This is a genomic window from Bradyrhizobium sp. CW1, assembly GCF_023100665.1.
Lineage (GTDB): Bacteria > Pseudomonadota > Alphaproteobacteria > Rhizobiales > Xanthobacteraceae > Bradyrhizobium > Bradyrhizobium canariense_D.
The window spans coordinates 5,311,623-5,328,610 of the sequence record NZ_CP064684.1 but is presented as its reverse complement, the minus strand read 5'-3'; the positions used below and the strand labels follow the sequence as shown (position 1 = coordinate 5,328,610).

Here is a 16,988-nt window from a genome sequence, read left to right as displayed (position 1 = left end):
CGCAGCCTGGGGCAATGAACGCAAATGTTCCTGCTTGCCGTTCTCGTCCTTCCTTTCGCGGGAAGCTTTATTGCGGCACTCTTGCGGGTCAATGCACGCAACGCTGAGGCATGGCTCGCTGGAGCGGTCGCACTTACAGCTTTTTGCCTCATCGGCGCGGCTTATCCGAACGTGACGAATGGTGGCGTTGTCGGGTGGCGAACGGACTGGGTCGCTGAACTTGGACTCGCATTTGTGCTGCGGCTTGACGGGTTCGCATGGGCCTTCGCCATGCTGATCACCGGCATCGGTTTTCTGGTGGTGCTGTATGCCCGGTACTACATGTCACCCAGTGATCCCGTTCCGCGGTTCTTCTCCCTGCTGCTCGCCTTCATGGGAGCAATGCTGGGAATCGTGCTCTCCGGCAACCTGCTCCAACTGGTTTTTTTCTGGGAGCTGACCAGTCTCTTTTCATTCCTGCTGATCAGTTACTGGCACCACAACGCGGCGGCGAGAGACGGCGCGCGGATGGCGCTGGTGATCACGTCGACGGGTGGGCTTTGCCTCTTCGCCGGCGTGCTGCTCATCGGGCACATCGTCGGCAGCTATGACCTGGAGCAGGTGCTGGCTTCCGGAAACGCGATCCGTTCGCACGCGCTTTATGTCCCCGCACTCGTTCTGATCCTTCTCGGCGCTCTCACAAAAAGCGCCCAGTTCCCGTTTCATTTCTGGCTGCCGCACGCGATGGCCGCTCCAACTCCCGTTTCAGCTTATCTCCATTCGGCAACAATGGTGAAGGCCGGAGTGTTCCTTCTAGTGCGGCTCTGGCCGGCAATGGGTGGAACGAATGAATGGCTGTGGCTGGTGGGCTCGATCGGCCTGATCACGTTTTTTCTGGGCGCCTTTCTCGCCGTGTTCCAGCAGGATCTGAAGGGGCTATTGGCCTACTCGACGATCAGCCATCTCGGATTGATCACGCTTTTGACCGGACTCGATACCCCATTCGGACAGATCGCGGCGATTTTCCATATCATGAACCACGCGACCTTCAAGGCATCGCTGTTCATGGCGGCCGGCATCATCGATCACGAAACCGGCACGCGCGACATCCGCCGCCTTAGCGGGCTATGGGCCTTCATGCCGATTACGGCGACGCTGGCCATGGTGGCTGCCGCGGCAATGGCGGGAGTGCCGTTGCTGAATGGTTTTCTGTCGAAGGAAATGTTTTTTGCCGAGACGATCGAGGTCCATGACAATTCCCTCGTCGATCAGGCGCTGCCGTACATCGTCACTCTCGCCAGCACGTTCACGGTTGCCTATTCGCTGCGCTTCATTCGCGACGTGTTCTTCGGCCCGGCTCCAACCGGCTTGCCACGCGTTCCACATGAGCCGCCCCTGTTGATGCGACTTCCGGCCGAACTGCTCGTGCTGGCATGCCTCATCGTCGGTGTCGCGCCGGCTCTCACAGTGGCGCCGATCCTCGATACGGCTGCCCGGGCGGTTCTCGGCTCCGCGATGCCGGAGTACAGCCTTCGTCTCTGGCACGGAATTACGCCTGAACTTCTGATGAGCATCGTAGCGATGGCCGGTGGGTTGGGCGTCTACGTCATGCTGCGCTCCTACCTGCTCGCGCATGAGGGACCGCCCTTGCTCGGTCGCATCAATGGCAAGCGGATCTTTGACTGGGTGTTGGTGACATTGTCCTGGCGGTTTGCGCGATGGCTCGCCACCAATCTCGGCACGAGGCGTCTCCAACCACAATTGAGACTGTTGGCTGGCGTGGCGTTCGTCGCTGCTCTGCTGCCCCTCTACGCCCGCGGCCTCTCGCTGACGGGACCGTCAAGGAGGGAATTCGACCTCGTCTTTGGACTACTCTGGGTGGTGGGCGTTGGCTGCGCGGTGGCGGCCGCGGTCCAGGCCAAATTTCATCGGGTGGTGGCGCTGATACTGCTCGGGACCGCGGGTCTCGTCACCTGCGTCAGCTTCGTCTGGTTATCCGCTCCCGATGTCGCGCTGACGCAGATCGTCGTTGAGACGGTTACGACGGTTCTCCTGTTGCTCGGCTTGCGGTGGCTGCCGAAACGCATCGCGCGACCAGGCCCGGCAGAGGCGCCCGACAGCATTCGGTGGCACCGCGTTCGCGATTTCTCCATCGCGCTCCTCGCCGGGCTCGGTTTGGGCACGCTTGCGCTGGCGGCCATGCAGCTCCCGGACAACCACAGCATTTCGCGATACTTCGTGGAAAACGCCTACACGAAGGGGGGCGGAACCAACGTGGTGAACGTCATCCTGGTGGATTTTCGCGGGTTCGATACGCTCGGCGAGATCACCGTGCTTGCGGTCGTCGCACTGACCGTCTTTGCGCTTTTGCGCCGTTTCCGTCCGGCCCCCGAAAGCATTCCCGTTCCCGAACAGCAGCATGCCCAGGATGCCCACGACGAGGCTCATCCCGATCGACAGAAGGGCGACACTGCCAAAGACACGCTTGCTACCGCGGCATTGATGATGGGGCTGCTGTTTCCCGTGATCGGCGTCGTTTCCATTTTCCTTCTCTTGCGCGGGCACGACCTTCCGGGCGGCGGCTTCATCGCCGGCATCGCCATGGCAACAGCATTCATCCTGCAGTATATGGCTCGCGGCACGGTGTGGGTGGAAGCTCGTCTTCACGTCATGCCGGTGCGTTGGATGGGTTTCGGCCTCTTGCTGGCAGGGTGTGCGGGAGCTGCCGCCTGCGTTTTCGGACACCCCTTCCTGACCTCGTACTTTGCATATGCCGAACTGCCTCTGCTCGGTCGCGTCCCCACGGCCAGCGCTCTTCTCTTCGATATCGGTGTGTTCTCGCTCGTCGTCGGCGCCACGGTATTGATGCTCATCGCAATCGCGCATCAATCGCTGCGTCGCTATGGCGTGCCGCTCCAGGCGGGGCAACGCGCGCACGATGAGCGAGCGAAAGAGGAGTTGGTGTAATGGAGCTTAGCCTGGCCATCGGCATAGGTGCGCTTACGGCGTCCGGAGTGTGGCTGATCCTCAGGCCGCGCACGTTTCAAGTCATCATCGGGCTTTCGTTGCTCTCTTACGCCGTCAATCTCTTCATCGTGGCCATGGGACGGGTGCGGACGGGAGCGCCGGTGCTGATCGCAAAGGAGATCGGGGATGCAACGAAACATGCTGACCCGCTACCACAGGCGCTCGTACTGACTGCAATCGTCATCAGTTTTGCGACGACGGCGTTGTTCCTTGTCGTTCTCCTCGCGTCGCGCGGCCTGGCTCGCACCGATCACGTCGATGGTCAGGAGCCCGAGGCGTGAGCGGAATCGCAAATCTCGTCGTTGCGCCTATCGTCCTGCCCCTGCTTGCCGGCGCAGGCATGCTGCTCTTGAATGGAGAGCGGCACCGCAACATCGTGGCTGCGGTCAATGTCGCCGCAACGGTTGCACTCGTTTGCGTCGCGGTGATCTTGCTCGGAATGTCTGATTCGGGTCACCCCGGAATCAGGGAAGTCTATCGCCTGGGCGATTGGCCTGCTCCGTTCGGAATTGTCCTCGTTCTCGATCGGCTCTCCGCGCTCATGCTGCTCCTGACCAGCATCCTGGCGTTGGCGTCGGTTGTGTTCTCTCTTGCCCGTTGGCACCGGACAGGCGCGCATTTTCATCCGCTCTTTCAATTTCTGTTGATGGGCCTCAATGGTGCCTTCCTGACCGGCGATCTCTTCAACCTGTTTGTCTTCTTCGAGTTGTTGCTGGCCGCTTCGTACGGACTTCTGCTGCATGGTTCCGGTCTTGCACGGGTGAAGGCCGGGTTGCACTACATCGTCGTGAATCTGGTCGCGTCTCTATTGTTCCTGATCGGGGTCAGCCTGATCTATGGCGTCACCGGGACGCTCAATATGGCGGACCTCTCGGCGCGGATACCTGCAATCGCTGCGGAGAGCCGCGGTTTGCTCGAAGCAGGCGCCGGCATGCTGGCCGTGGCCTTCCTGCTCAAGGCCGGCATGTGGCCTCTGTGTTTCTGGCTGCCGACGGCCTACGCATCTGCGAGTCCACCGGTGGCGTCGATCTTTGCGATCATGACCAAGGTCGGCGTATATATCATCCTGCGTCTATCGCTGTTGCTTTTCGGTGAGGGCAGCGGCGCGTCAGCGGGCTTCGGCAGTGACTGGCTGTTGTGGGGCGGGGTGGCGACGATCGCCTTCGGAGCAATCGGCACATTGGCATCCCAGGACACCGCCCGTCTCGGCGGCTTTTCGGTGCTCGTATCCTCCGGAACCGTGCTGGCAGCCACCGGGACCGGGCAAGTCAGTGTCGCCGGCGGAGCACTGTTTTACCTGGTCAGCTCGACTCTCGGCATCAGCGCGTTCTTCCTTCTGGCCGAACTCATCGAGCGCGGCCGCGAACCCGGAGCTGACGTGATCGCCGTCACGCGAGAAGCTTACGGAGAAGACCACGGTGCGGACGATACCGAAGAGGAAGTCGGCATGGCCATTGTGGCCACGATGGGATTGCTCGGCGTCGCCTTTATCGGATGCGCCCTGGTCATCGCCGGGCTTCCGCCGCTGTCGGGGTTCATAGCCAAATTCGCGCTGCTGACGGCGGCGCTTCATCCTTCAGACATGCATCCGGGCGGTGCCGTTCCCGGCAGTGGATGGGCGCTCCTGTTGGCGCTCCTCGTGTCCAGTTTTGCGGCGTTGGTCGCGCTGACCCGAGCAGGTATCCGCTCCTTCTGGGCCTCGCCAGATCGCACCGTGCCGCGTGTGCGCCTGATCGAAATGGCGCCCATCATGTTCCTGTTGATCATTTGCGCGACCCAGACAGTGCTCGCCGGTCCGGTGATGCGTTTCATGCAGGCAACGGCGCAATCGCTGCACGCCCCGGCGGGCTACGTCAGCGACGTCCTGGAGATCAGCGTCCAAGGCAGCCGAAAGGCGGGTGGCGAATGACGCGATTCCTGCCCTTTCCGCGGGTGAGCTTCTGTCTTCTCGCATTGTGGCTGCTGCTCAATCAAGCAGTCACGGTCGGACATGTCCTCCTCGGTTGTGTGATCGCGCTCGTCGGCGGGCGGATCCTCACCGTGCTGGAGCTGCCAAGCACGCACGTCAGGCGACCCGGCGTCCTTCTCCGCCTGTTGGGATTGGTAGCGATTGATATCATCCGCTCCAACTTGGCGGTTGGCCGGATCATTCTCGGCTTTGGGCGCCGGCAGCGAAAATCCGGGTTCGTGAACATTCCGCTCGACATGCGCAATCCCTACGGACTGGCCATGTTGGCTTGCATCATCACCTCGACGCCCGGAACGCTGTGGGTGAATTTCGATGCACAGAAGGGCTTGTTGATGATCCATGTTCTCGACCTGGTCGATGAAGCCGAGTGGATCCGCACGATCAAGCAGCGCTACGAACGCCATCTGCTGGAGATATTCGAATGAGCCAGCTCTTGCTGATCTACGCGCTTGTCGCCGCACAGGTACTTCTGGTGTTGGCTATCGGCTGTGGCGCGGCTCGCATCTTTCGGGGGCCGCGAGCACAGGATCGCGTTCTGGGTTTCGACACGCTGTCCGTGAACGCGATGTTATTGCTTCTGACGTTCGGGATTCGATCCGGCGAAACGCTCTATTTCGAGGCGGCTCTGGCCATGGCCCTCTTCGGTTTTGTTGGTACGGTTGCGCTAGCGAAGTTTCTGCTGCGCGGCGAGGTGATGGAATGAACGGCATCGAACACCTGCCGCCCTGGGCTGCGGCTCTCACGGCATTTCTCCTTCTTGTCGGCGCCGCCGCCACACTGGTCGGTTCGCTGGGCCTTTTGCGGTTCGGCACATTCTACGAGCGGGTCCACGCGCCGACGCTCGGGACAACGCTGGGCACCGTATTCATTGCAGCTGCTTCAATCGTTTGCTTTTCGGTACTTCAGAGCAGGCCCGTGCTGCACGAAATCCTGATCATCGGGCTTGGCGTGGTAACCACGCCTATTGCGCTGACCGTATTGGTGGGCGCAGCGCGATTTCGCGATACCGCCGAAAAGAGTGCGCAAGTTCGCGGACCAGAGGGCAATTAGCGCGAGACGCGCGATTTTTTGGTTCCTTGACCGGCCAGTCGGTCAATCCAGGCTAAATGTCGCATTTGATTTCCTGCATCGCATGCCCACCTCTAAGTACATGATGCATGACGCTGAGTAGTAGGCGAGTTCGCCGAAGTCTTTGCATGTTGGCCGCCTGATCGGAGGCAATCAGCCCCGAACTCAGTCCATGCCGCGTTCGCGAGGGCTGGAAGCTCGGTGCCCGGCAGAGCGAGCAATGCACATGCCGCTCGCAAGCGAGCCGCACCGCAAACAGAGGCAGTGATGACTACAACGCTGCGACGCCGGATTTATAGGACCCAGCTGCAGATCCGCCGGTAACCCGGACGATTCAGATCGTCCGGGATGGTACCTCAACATTTCTGCAACCAAAGCCGGGAGTTTCTCATGTCGGTGTTCTTCGCGCTGCTCGTCCTGACCTCATGGGTCATGTTCATCTGGATTTCAGATCCCGATGGCTTCCGCGAGGCATTCGCTCGCCGCCGAGCGCCAATTCCTCACGATCCTAAAAGGTGACGTTGGGAGGTTCACCTCCGTCACCGCGTACAACAGTTGCTTATGAGCGAGAAAGATATCGTGCGCCGCATGTTCGCGGGGCGCGATGCTTGGTTGCTTCTCGGCTCCAGATCGTCGGTCCAGGCCAAACCGGACGAACGAAGCTGGCAGGCAACAGCGTCATAGGCCCTCCGCAAGGCAACCGAATTGCCGCGCTGGTCGAGCTTGGCAGGCCATCGGGCCGGCGGCCGTTCGCAATTGTAAGGATTCTGACATGAATATCGTCGCTGCGACAGATTTCTCGACGCGGTCCAATCGCGCTTTGCGGCAGGCCGGCCTCCTGGCGCGCTCCCCTGATGCAACTCTGCACCTTGTTCATGTCGTCGACGAGGATCAGCCAGCCGAGCTGATCCGCATCGAAGAGCGTGAGGCACAGCGGGTGCTGGTTGAGCAGATCGCATCCATGCCGGAGCTGCAAAACGTTCAGTGCTACCCGATCGTGGTCAAGGGCCATCCCTTTGACGGGATATTGCGAGCGGCTGCAGCAGCCGACGCGGATCTCGTTGTAATGGGAGCCCATCGTAAGCAGTTTCTGCGCGACATCTTCACAGGCACCACAATCGAGCGTGTAATTCGCGGAGGAAGGTATCCGGTTCTGATGGTGAACAACGAGGCGCAGCGGCGCTATGAACGCGCTCTGGTGCCGGTCGATATGTCGGATACATCCGCCGATGCAATCCGCGTGGGGCTGTCCACCGGACTCTTGACACAGGGCGCAACAACGATCCTTCACGCCTTCTCGCCGATGACGAAAGCGCGATTGGTCCGCTCCGGTGCGAGCGCGGCCGTCATCAGCGGATATGTCGATAGCGAGCGTCTGAAGGCAACGGAGGAGCTGACGAAGTTTCTGGTGGCGAACAAGCTCGGCACGCAACGATGGTCTCTCCAGGTCGGCGAGGGCGGGCCCATGCAGGTCATCACCCGTGCTGTTTCGGAGAGGCAGCCTGACATGCTGGTGATGGGGACGCACGGGCGATCTGGATTGGTTCGGGCCTTGATCGGGAGCGTAACGGAAGAAGTCCTGCGTTCGTTGAGTGTGGACGTTCTCGTTGTTCCTCCCGCCGGCTCTGAACGCACAATGTCAAATCCGCTGATCGGCACCGACCCGAAGGCGTGACGCGTACCGCGGCTCATCGCTCGCCGGCGAACCCTTCTTTCCGCGAGACCACGGCTCCCGCTCTGTCGGCTGATCGATAGACTAGCGGCGCCGTCGTTCGCTGTCGCGCGCAGCCGGCTTTGCTGCTTGTGGTTTGGTTGAGCCCCGCGTGATCTTCAGCGGATCGCTGGCCGGAAAGGTTTGCTGCAATTGCCGGTCCAATTCCTCGTCGAGTTCCCGCTTCTCCCGCTGCTTCGATGTTTCGTCATGCTTTGGCATTGCTCAATCTCCGCGTTTAGCACTTGGTGACCGGCCGTCCGTGATCGGGAACAGTTGACGCCAAACCGAGCGGAATTGAGGATTTGGAATCAGCACGGATCTTGAAGTAACAGACCGGTGCTCGGGACATCAGCGTCGCTAGTCCCGCCCGCACGGGGGACAATAGTGTTTCTCGATCATGGCACCTGCGCTCCGGCATGAAAAAACCCGCGGCGGATTGCTCCGCGCGGGTGAACTTTCGATGATGCCATTCTGCCAGTGTTTTGCCCGACGTGTCAAAGCTGAACAGCACGACGGGCAGGGATGTATCGGTTCGGCAAACGCCTAGTTGGTGCAATCAAAATGGCTAATGATTTCAATACCCCCGCTACTGTGCATGGGGTTGTTTTTCGTTTTTTTGTTTTTGCGCCGCCGAAGCCGCACCTCAGCGCCGTCCGCGCGGTGCTTCCGCCTTGGCCGGCGGCTCGGTCTGCGGTCCGCAGCTCGCGGCAGCGAGGGTTGACTGCGCTTGCGGCATCAGGCCGGGCTCGGGGGCGAGCGCCTTCATCACGATCAGGCCGGTGGTGCTGGGGGAATCGATGATCAGGCGGTCGGCGGCGGTGATCTCTTCGTCTTCGGGCAGCTCGTTGTGCTGCGGCTCGGTCATCAGGTCGAGCTCGATCACCTTCTTGCCGGCCGAGCGGTCGTTGATGGCGTAGTAGGCGATCTCGTTGCGGGTGTAGAACGACACCGACGTGTAGGCCTGGCTGACGGGGACCGTCAGCTTGATCGGCCCGTTCGACAGATCGTAGCGGCAGATCGCGAGCGCAAAGGCCGGGTCCATGAACGGCATCGGCGAGGTCTGCGGATCGGCGAGCGGAAGCTGCGTGACGGCGTTGAGTTTCGTCATCGGCGTCAGCCGCGAATAGGCGTCCTGGGTCGCGATCCGCGGCAACGCCAGCACGCTGACGAGATGGACCACGAGGCCCAGCACCACGCCGGCAACGATGGTGAACAACAGCCGGATCATGAGCAGCCCGCCGTCGTGATCGTGGGCATCGGCGCGTCGCGCTGGGTGCGCGTGGCAACGCCGACCGGGGTGTCGTAGAGCCGCAGCATCAGCGTGTAGCGTTCGATGCCGCCAGTCGGCAGCCAGTTGCCGGCGCGCGAGCGCGAGGCGATGCGGATCTCGAACGAGCCGTCGGACTGCCGCACGATCTCCTGGCTGGTGAAGCCGTAGCGCTGCAGCGAATTGGGAACGAGATGACCCTTGCGGTCATAGAGCGTCAGCGTCCAGAACCGTGCCGGCGGTGTCACGCCGGAGACCACGACGTCGCAGCGGCCGTCGAGCACCTTCTTCTTGTCGTCGGCGGTGGCGGTGAAGGCGACGCCGTCGCCGGTGCCGATAGGCAGCTCGCCGTTGCGCACGATGGTGGCGCGCGAATAGGGATCGACGTCGGCGGTGCCGGTGCGCGGACGCGCGGTCCAGGGGCCGATGGTCAGCGCGCCGATCTCGGTGCCGCGCGTCGTCGTCATCCAGGTCGCGCCGACGCCCACCACGGTTGCGAGCAGAAGGGCCGTCAATGTGATCAGGATCAGCCGCACTTGTTCGGTCAGTTCTTGCGCGGGGCGGATGCGTTCGCATTCTCTTCCGCATAGTTCTGCGGGAAGGCGAGCGCGCTCGTGGACGATGCCGGTTTGGCTTGCTTGGGGTCGGTGGCGGCCGCTTTGGCCGCGGTCCTGGCCGCGTCATCCAGCAGCTTCTCGACGCGCACCAAAACGTCGGCGCCGCGCTTGGTCAATACGGGCGGCGGACCGGGCTTGGTCTCCAGCACCTTCGGCGCCGCATTGGCCTGTGCGTTGGTGATCCGCTCGGGCGGCAGCTTCTGGCCCATGCCGATACCGGCGATCTCCCGGACCTCGACGCCCTGATGCGCCGCGAGCATGATGTCGTGCCAGGTCTGCGCCGGCAGCGAGCCGCCGGTCATGCGGTTGGTCGGCGAATAGTCGTCATTGCCGTACCAGACCGCGCAGGTGAAATTGCCGGTGTAGCCGACGAACCAGGCGTCGCGATACGCATTCGTCGTGCCGGTCTTGCCCGCGGTCGGAATGCCGTCGAGGGCTGCGCGGCGCGCGGTGCCTTCGCTGACGACGTGGCTCATCATGCCGGCCATGTCGGCGGCTACGGAGGCGGGAATCGCCTGGCGCGGCTTCGGCCCGTCGCGGTCCCAGCGCCAGACCGGATCGCCCGCGCCGGTGCGCACTTCCAGCACGGAATGCGGCGTCACTGCCTTGCCGCGGTTGGGGAAAGTCGCGTACGCCACCGCGTGCTCGAGCACGGTGACTTCGTCCGAGCCGATCGGCAGCGACGGCGTGTCGGGCAGCGGTGCCTTGAGGCCGAAGCGGCGCGCGACCTCGACGATCTTGGCGCGGCCGATCTTGGCCGGGTTCGGCGCCTTCGGCTGCTCCTTCTGGCCGATCGCGATCGACAGCTTGACTGGTACAACGTTGATCGAGCGCGTGATCGCCTGCGTCAGTGTCACCGCGCCGGAATAGGAATGGCCATAGTTCTGCGGGCACCAATTGCCGATGCAGACCGGGCCGTCGACCACGATCGAATTCGGCGTGAAGCCGTTGAGGAGCGCGGTGGTGTAGACGTAAGGCTTGAACGTCGAGCCCGGCTGGCGATAGGCGTCGGTGGCGCGGTTGAACTGGCTGGCGCCGTAGTCGCGGCCGCCGACCATGGCGCGGATGCCGCCGTCGAGATCGGAGACGACGGTCGCGGCCTGCGTCGCGTGATAGTCGCGGCCGAACTGGCGCAGCTGGTTCTCGACCGCGTCCTCCGCCGCCTTCTGCACGTTGGTGTCGATCGCGAGCCGGACCACGAAGACGCGCTCAGTGTAGGATTTCGGGAAGGTGTCGACCAGCTTGCGCATCTCGTCGAAGGCGTAGTCGAGATAATAATTCGGCGACGCCTCGTAGCGGCGGTCGACCGCGAAGGCGGGGTTGCGGCGGGCGCCGAACACCTGGCCCTCGGTCATGAAGCCGGCGTCGACGAGATTGTCGAGAACGACATTGGCGCGGGCGCGGGCGGCGGGCAGGTTGATGTGGGGCGCGTATTTGGTCGGCGCCTTGAACAGGCCGGCGAGCATCGCGGCTTCGGCGAGCGTCACGTCACGTGCCGACTTGTTGAAGTAGAAATGCGCGGCGCCGTCGACGCCGAAGGTGCCGCCGCCCATATAGGCGCGGTCGAGATACAGTTTGAGGATCTCGTTCTTGGTCAGGCGCCATTCCAGCCAGACCGCGAGGAAGGCTTCGTTGACCTTGCGCTCGATGGTGCGCTCGTTGCTCAGGAACAGGTTCTTGGCGAGCTGCTGGGTGATCGAAGAGCCGCCCTGGCGGACGCCGCCGGCCTGGGCGTTGGTGACGAGCGCGCGCGCGGTGCCGGCGATGTCGATGCCGAAATGCTCGTAGAAGCGGCGGTCCTCGGTCGCGAGCGTCGCCTTGATCAGCACGTCCGGAAAATCTTCCAACGGGATCGAATCGTTGTGCTTGATGCCGCGGCTGCCGATCGGGTTGCCGTAGCGGTCGAGGAAGGTCACCGCGAGGTCGGACTTCTTCAGCCAGTCCTCGTCCGCGGTCTCGCGGAAGGCGGGGATGGCCAGGGTCAGCATCACAACCAGGCCGCCGAGGCCCAGCGTCGCGGCCTCCGACAGCGGCTCGATGAACACCCAGCGCTTCCAACGCCCGACATAGAAGCGGTCCATGAAGGTCGAGTAGCGCTCGTAGAGCTCGCGGATGCCCTTGGCCGAGGAGAACAGCGAGGAGTCGATGCGCGCATCGAGGTCCAGGAAGAAATTCCGGATCCGGGCCTTCCAATGCGGTGGTATGATCTGGCGCACCTAGAACCCTTGCGGCTTGGTTCGAAAGCGTTCAAGCACCCGGCCGGGGGCGGCATCGAGACGTCTTGCGGGAGTGTTGCGGCAAACCCAAGGCGCCCGGCCAGCGACGGTGGGGACTCGCTGTTCCTTCTAGCCGAGCAGGGCCTATAAACCAATGGTCACGCTTGCGATTTTGAACAACAGGCCTAATTGACCCCGGTTCATTACGGGCCTCACGCGGGCGTTGCTTGCAGCCCCACGGCCGCACGCCCTAGATGGCACCAACCGTAGCTCTTTCGAACTTTTGTTGAGGCGCATGACCGCAGCTCCCAAACGACCTTCAGGCCAGGAAGGATTCTTCTGGAAAACCAAGACGTTGGAAGAGATGTCGGGGCCCGAATGGGAGAGCCTGTGCGACGGCTGCGGCCGCTGCTGCCTGAACAAGCTCGAGGAAGATGGCACCGGCGACATCTATTTCACCCATGTCGGCTGCAAGCTGCTCGATGGGGTGACCTGCGGCTGCAAGGACTACGCGAATCGTTCCGACAAGGTTCCGGACTGCGTCCGCCTGACCCCGGCCAATGTCCGCACCCTGAACTGGCTGCCGCCGAGCTGCGGCTACAAGCTTGTTGCGGAAGGCCGCGACCTCTATTGGTGGCATCCCCTGGTGTCAGGCGATCCCGACACCGTGCATGACGCGGGCGTCTCCGTACGCGGGCGGGTCGAAGGCAGCGAGGTCGAGATTCCGGACGATGAGCTCGAGAACCACATCGTGCAGTGGCCGGCGCAGCTGCCAAAACGGGCGCGCCTGAAGCGACGTCCGAAGGACTGATCCGCCGCACCAGGTAGATCACGTCCTCGCGATGGCCGTGGGGTGGGATGCTCCCATGCGCCGCGGTGCCTGCCTGAGAAGAACTTTGCTGTCTACATTGACTGCATAGAACGAATCCTTCGCGGTGTTGCGCCGCCTCATGGCTTCCGGTCGAGATGAACAAGTTCGAGCGGCAGAGCAGTTCTGCCGACACCCAGACATTGCCCGACGACATCGCCGAGGAATTGTCGCGCCTTCCGAGCGAGGTCTTGAGCGTCGATGACGCTCCTTCGCTCGCGCCGCCGGCGCCGCTGTCGCAGGACGAGGTCCGCACCATCGTCATCAGCCTGATGTTGACGATGTTCCTGGCCGCACTGGACCAGACCATCGTCGCCACCGCGCTGCCGACCATCGGACGCCAGTTCCACGACGTCTCCAATCTCTCCTGGGTCATCACCGCCTATCTGCTCGCCTCGACCGCGGTCGCGCCGGTTTTCGGCACGCTCAGCGACATCTACGGGCGCCGTGTGATGATCATCATCTCGCTCAGCCTGTTCGTCGCGGGCTCGGTGCTGTGCGCGATCGCTCCGAACCTGCCGATGCTGATTCTTGCACGCGGTCTCCAGGGACTGGGTGGCGGCGGCATCATGCCGGTGGTGCAGACCGTGATCTCCGACGTCGTGAGCCCACGCGAGCGCGGCCAGTATCAAGCCTATTTCTCCAGCGTCTGGATGGTCGGCGGCATTCTCGGCCCGGTCATCGGCGGCGTGTTCGCCGAGCATCTGCACTGGTCGATGATCTTCTGGATCAATGTGCCGCTCGCGGCGGCGGCGATCGCGTTGCTGCTGCCCAGGATGAAGAAGATTCCGGTGTTCCACCGCAAGCGCAAGGTCGACTGGATCGGCGGCGTGCTGCTGATGGCCTCTGCCGTCGTCTTCATGCTGGTGCTGACCTGGGGGGGCACGCGCTTCCCGTGGCTCTCGCCCACCGTGCTTGCGATGGTGGGCGGCGCTGTAGCGCTCGCGGTCACCTTCGTGTGGCACGCGCGCCGGGCGGAAGAGCCGTTCCTGCCGCTGCCGCTGCTCGGAGGATCGGTTGTGCCGTTCGGGCTGACGGCCGGCGGTTGCGCGCTCGGTGCGATCACGGGCCTCACGGTGCAGCTGCCGCTCTATTACGAGGCGGTCTATCACCTCAGCGCCAGCGAAGCGGGCCTCGCGCTGATTCCGCTCGCGGCGGTCTCGACCTGCGGCGCGGCCATCGCTGGTCGCACCATGGCGCGGGCCAAGCACTACAAGCGGGTCGCCATCGTAGGAACGTCCTGGGCAGCGCTGTGCGGCCTCGGCCTCACGTTGACGACGTTGCCGCTCTGGGCGCTGCTGACGCTGATGGCTGCGTTTGCGCTTGGCCTCGGCACCACCTTTCCGGTCTGCGTCGTCTCGGTGCAGAATTCGGTCGCCCGTCCGCAGGTCGGCACCATCACGGGCGCGTTGAACTTCTTCCGCTCGCTTATGTCCTCGTTCACGGTTGCGGCGTTCGCGGCCATCCTGCTCATCGCGCTCGGTGCCGACGTTCCGCTCGCCGGCGAGCATCACGGCGCCGTCAATGCGATCCCCGCGGACGACATGCGGCATGCGTTCCGCTACGTCTTCGGCGCCGCCACCGCGCTGATGGCTGGCGCCGCGCTCTGCCTGATCATGATGGAGGAGCGGCCGCTGGCCGGTCCGTCCACGACGCAACCCGTCGAGATGGCGGAATAAGAACCGCTAGCCGCGGCGTCCGTCCGGAAAGCTGCTGCTTCGCGGCAATCGAATCGTGAACTCGGTGAACGCGCCGGGCTCCGTCGCGACGTCGATTGTGCCGCCGTGCTGCTTCACCACGATATCGTGGCTCATCGACAATCCGAGGCCGGTGCCTTCGCCGGCCGGCTTGGTGGTGAAGAACGGATCGAACATCTTTTCCTTCACCTCGTGCGGAATGCCGGTGCCATTGTCGCGGATGCGGATCTCGATACTGTCGCCCCGGTCGCGTGTCGCGGCGATCACTACCGGCTCGTAATCGGCGGCGCCGTCATCCGACTTGCGCTTGGCGACCGCGTGGAAGCCATTCGAGATTAGGTTCAGCAGCACCCGGGTGATCTCCTGCGGAAACACTTCCGCTTGTCCGGCCGCCGGATCGAGCTCGCGCTTCAGCGTCACGTCGAACTGTGGCTTCTCGGCGCGGGCGCCGTGATAGGCGAGGTTGAGGCTCTCCTCGACCAGTGCGTTGATGTCGCTCAGCCGATGCTCGCCGCCGCCCTCGCGGGAATGCAGCAGCATGTTCTTGACGATGGAGTCGGCGCGCCTGCCATGCTGCACGATCTTCGCGAGATTGTCCTTCAACAGTCCGGTCAGCTCGTCGACCTCGCTACGAACGTCGTCCGCGAGCGGGACAGGCGCGAGCGCCGCGTTCAGCTCGTCCGTCAGCTCGGCGGAGAGCGATGCAAAGTTGTTGACGAAGTTGAGCGGGTTCTTGATCTCGTGCGCGATGCCGGCGGTGAGCTGGCCGAGCGAAGCCAGCTTCTCGGTCTGGACCAGCCGGTCCTGGGCAGCGCGCAAATCGTCGAGCGATTTGGCGAGGTCCCGGGTGCGGTCCTGCACCTCGTTGAACAGGCGCGTGTTCTCGATGGCGATCACGGCCTGGTCTGCAAAGGTCTTGAGCAGGGCGATCGCCTTGTCCGGGAAAGGACCGGCCTCCGGCCGCGTCACGCCGATGGTGCCGATCGCGACGCCGTCGCGTAGCATCGGGATCACGAGGATGCTGCGATAGCCTCGCGTCCGCGCCAGCTCTCTCATGGCGTCCGTGAGGTCGGGCTCGTTCTGCATGTCGCTGCGGAATGCGAACTCTCCGCTTCTTGCCACCCGGCTGTGAATGCCGGATGCCGACAGCGGCACCGGGAACGAATTGAGCAGCTCTTCATTGCCGGCTTCGTTGTCGGTGCTGAAGGCGGCCAGGTGCAGCAGGTCGTCGATGACGCGCGTGACGGTGGAGGAATGTCCGCCGACCAGGGACTTGGCGCTGTCGGAGATCGCCTGGAACACCGGCGTCACATCCGCGGGCGAGGCCGCGATCACCTTGAGGATGTCGGCGGTCGCGGTCTGCCGTTCCAGCGCTTCCCTCGTGGTGTTGAACAGGCTGACATTCTTGATCGCAATCACCGCCTGGTCAGCGAAGGTCTGCAATAGCCGCACGTGATGCTCGCCGAACGCGCCGGTCGCGCGCCGCGTGGCGATGATGACGCCGATCGCCGCGCCGTCGCTCATCAAGGGCGCGAACAGCATGCTGCGGTAGCCCCGGGCGCGCGCGATGTCGCGGGCTGCGGGTTCGACTTCGGTGTCGGGCAATTGCGCCGCCACACCATTGGCCACGAGCCGGTAGGGCGGGAACTGCGCGAATGGCACCGGGAACGAGGCCTGCAGCACGCGATCGCCGGCCGGATCGGTCGGCGTGAACGCCGCAAGGTGCGCCGCGCCCCCAATGTAGCGCAGCACCGCGGTGGAGAAGCCGCCGATCAGCCGGTTGGCATTGGCCGCGATGGCGTCGAACACCGGCTGTACGTCGGACGGCGAGGCGGCCATCACTTTCAGAATGTCGGCGGTGGCGGTCTGACGCTCCAGCGTCTCGCGTGTCTCGTTGAACAGGCGCGCATTCTCGATCGCGATCACTGCCTGATCGGCGAAGGTCTGGAGCAGCTGGACGTGGTCGGCTGCGAACGCGCCGGGCTCGGCGCGCGTGACGCTGATCATGCCGACTGGCGTCGCCCGATTCATCAGGGGCATGAACAGCACGCTGCGGAAGCCGCGCAGCCGCGCAAGGTTCCGATTCAGCTCCGGGACCTCCGCGGCTTCGCTATCGGGAAACTGGATCGTCTCGCCGCCACGCACCAGCGCAAAGGTCGGAAAGTCGGCAATCTTGCGCGGGAACGACGCCTTGAGCCCTTCGTCCGCCTCGGGGCTCGTTGGTGTAAACGCCACGAGGTGGAGCTCGTCCTCGATGAACTGAAGCACGGTGGCGGAGAAGCCGCCGAGCAAGCGCCGGGAGCTGGACGCGATCGCCTCGAAGACCGGCCGGGCATCGGACGGAGAGGCCGCGATGGTGCGCAGAATCCCGGCGCTGGCGTTCTGACGATCGCGCGCAATCGCGAGCTCGCTGCGAAGCTGCGCGTTCTCGGCTGTGGCCGCCTGCAACAGGCGTTTAAATTCCGCGATGTCGTTGGAAGGGGCGGTCATTCGCAATCCGGCTTGATGCCGCGACAAGCGCGGCACCGAGGCGGATTATCACATCTCCTGCGGCCGGAGCCAGCCT

General features: G+C 63.5%; 15 protein-coding genes. 10 read left to right on the top strand and 5 right to left on the bottom strand.

Annotation, left to right across the window (positions count from 1 at the left end; genetic code table 11):
• The first annotated feature begins 24 nt into the window (after nucleotides 1-24).
• The 8 genes from IVB54_RS26110 (at nucleotide 25) to IVB54_RS26080 (ending at nucleotide 7,718) form a co-directional block, all read left to right on the top strand.
• Nucleotides 25-2,946 (top strand): monovalent cation/H+ antiporter subunit A, encoded by a 2,922-nt coding sequence (locus tag IVB54_RS26110; RefSeq protein ID WP_247776498.1) that lies wholly within the window; start codon nucleotides 25-27, stop codon nucleotides 2,944-2,946.
• Entirely contained in the window at nucleotides 2,946-3,287 is a 342-nt protein-coding gene (locus IVB54_RS26105) for a Na+/H+ antiporter subunit C (RefSeq protein WP_018458528.1), read from the top strand. The genes IVB54_RS26110 and IVB54_RS26105 overlap by 1 nt, the downstream gene beginning before the upstream one ends.
• Nucleotides 3,284-4,915 carry a monovalent cation/H+ antiporter subunit D gene (locus IVB54_RS26100; protein WP_018458529.1) on the top strand — a complete coding sequence of 544 codons (1,632 nt, stop codon included), beginning with the start codon at nucleotides 3,284-3,286 and terminating at the stop codon, nucleotides 4,913-4,915. The genes IVB54_RS26105 and IVB54_RS26100 overlap by 4 nt, the downstream gene beginning before the upstream one ends.
• Nucleotides 4,912-5,400, top strand: a complete 489-nt coding sequence (locus IVB54_RS26095; protein WP_018458530.1) for a Na+/H+ antiporter subunit E — start codon at nucleotides 4,912-4,914, stop codon at nucleotides 5,398-5,400. Before IVB54_RS26100 ends, IVB54_RS26095 begins: the two co-directional genes overlap by 4 nt.
• Nucleotides 5,397-5,678: a K+/H+ antiporter subunit F gene (locus IVB54_RS26090; protein ID WP_018458531.1), complete on the top strand. Its 282-nt coding sequence runs from the start codon at nucleotides 5,397-5,399 to the stop codon at nucleotides 5,676-5,678. The genes IVB54_RS26095 and IVB54_RS26090 overlap by 4 nt, the downstream gene beginning before the upstream one ends.
• Nucleotides 5,675-6,025 (top strand): monovalent cation/H(+) antiporter subunit G, encoded by a 351-nt coding sequence (mnhG, locus tag IVB54_RS26085; protein ID WP_018458532.1) that lies wholly within the window; start codon nucleotides 5,675-5,677, stop codon nucleotides 6,023-6,025. The genes IVB54_RS26090 and mnhG overlap by 4 nt, the downstream gene beginning before the upstream one ends.
• Nucleotides 6,026-6,433: 408 nt before the next feature.
• Nucleotides 6,434-6,562 carry a hypothetical protein gene (locus IVB54_RS41485; protein WP_018458533.1) on the top strand — a complete coding sequence of 43 codons (129 nt, stop codon included), beginning with the start codon at nucleotides 6,434-6,436 and terminating at the stop codon, nucleotides 6,560-6,562.
• A gap of 253 nt (nucleotides 6,563-6,815) precedes the next feature.
• Nucleotides 6,816-7,718 (top strand): universal stress protein, encoded by a 903-nt coding sequence (locus tag IVB54_RS26080; protein WP_018458534.1) that lies wholly within the window; start codon nucleotides 6,816-6,818, stop codon nucleotides 7,716-7,718.
• Between the two features lie 81 nt (nucleotides 7,719-7,799).
• On the opposite strand, the gene IVB54_RS26075 is transcribed toward IVB54_RS26080, so the two are convergent.
• The 4 genes from IVB54_RS26075 to IVB54_RS26060 all read right to left on the bottom strand — a co-directional run bounded on the left by IVB54_RS26075 (nucleotide 7,800) and on the right by IVB54_RS26060 (nucleotide 11,857).
• Nucleotides 7,800-7,976 (bottom strand): hypothetical protein, encoded by a 177-nt coding sequence (locus IVB54_RS26075; protein WP_018458535.1) that lies wholly within the window; start codon nucleotides 7,974-7,976, stop codon nucleotides 7,800-7,802.
• A gap of 424 nt (nucleotides 7,977-8,400) precedes the next feature.
• Complete coding sequence (locus tag IVB54_RS26070; protein WP_018458536.1) at nucleotides 8,401-8,985, bottom strand: DUF1254 domain-containing protein; 585 nt, start codon at nucleotides 8,983-8,985, stop codon at nucleotides 8,401-8,403.
• Nucleotides 8,982-9,560: a DUF1214 domain-containing protein gene (locus IVB54_RS26065; protein WP_018458537.1), complete on the bottom strand. Its 579-nt coding sequence runs from the start codon at nucleotides 9,558-9,560 to the stop codon at nucleotides 8,982-8,984. The genes IVB54_RS26070 and IVB54_RS26065 overlap by 4 nt, the downstream gene beginning before the upstream one ends.
• A gap of 8 nt (nucleotides 9,561-9,568) precedes the next feature.
• A complete protein-coding gene (locus IVB54_RS26060; protein WP_247776497.1) occupies nucleotides 9,569-11,857 on the bottom strand; it encodes a PBP1A family penicillin-binding protein in 2,289 nt (762 codons plus the stop codon).
• Nucleotides 11,858-12,152: 295 nt separating this feature from the next.
• Between IVB54_RS26060 and IVB54_RS26055 the strand changes: the two genes are divergently transcribed.
• Nucleotides 12,153-12,668, top strand: a complete 516-nt coding sequence (locus IVB54_RS26055) for a YcgN family cysteine cluster protein (RefSeq protein ID WP_026233606.1) — start codon at nucleotides 12,153-12,155, stop codon at nucleotides 12,666-12,668.
• A gap of 155 nt (nucleotides 12,669-12,823) precedes the next feature.
• The gene (locus IVB54_RS26050) at nucleotides 12,824-14,404 is read left to right on the top strand and encodes an MDR family MFS transporter (protein WP_018458540.1); all 1,581 of its coding nucleotides are present in this window, start codon (nucleotides 12,824-12,826) and stop codon (nucleotides 14,402-14,404) included.
• Between the two features lie 6 nt (nucleotides 14,405-14,410).
• Here the strand turns inward: IVB54_RS26050 and IVB54_RS26045 are convergent, their stop codons facing one another.
• On the bottom strand, nucleotides 14,411-16,912 hold the full coding sequence (locus IVB54_RS26045) for a GAF domain-containing protein (protein ID WP_018458541.1): 2,502 nt from the start codon (nucleotides 16,910-16,912) through the stop codon (nucleotides 14,411-14,413).
• Nucleotides 16,913-16,988: the final 76 nt, after the last annotated feature.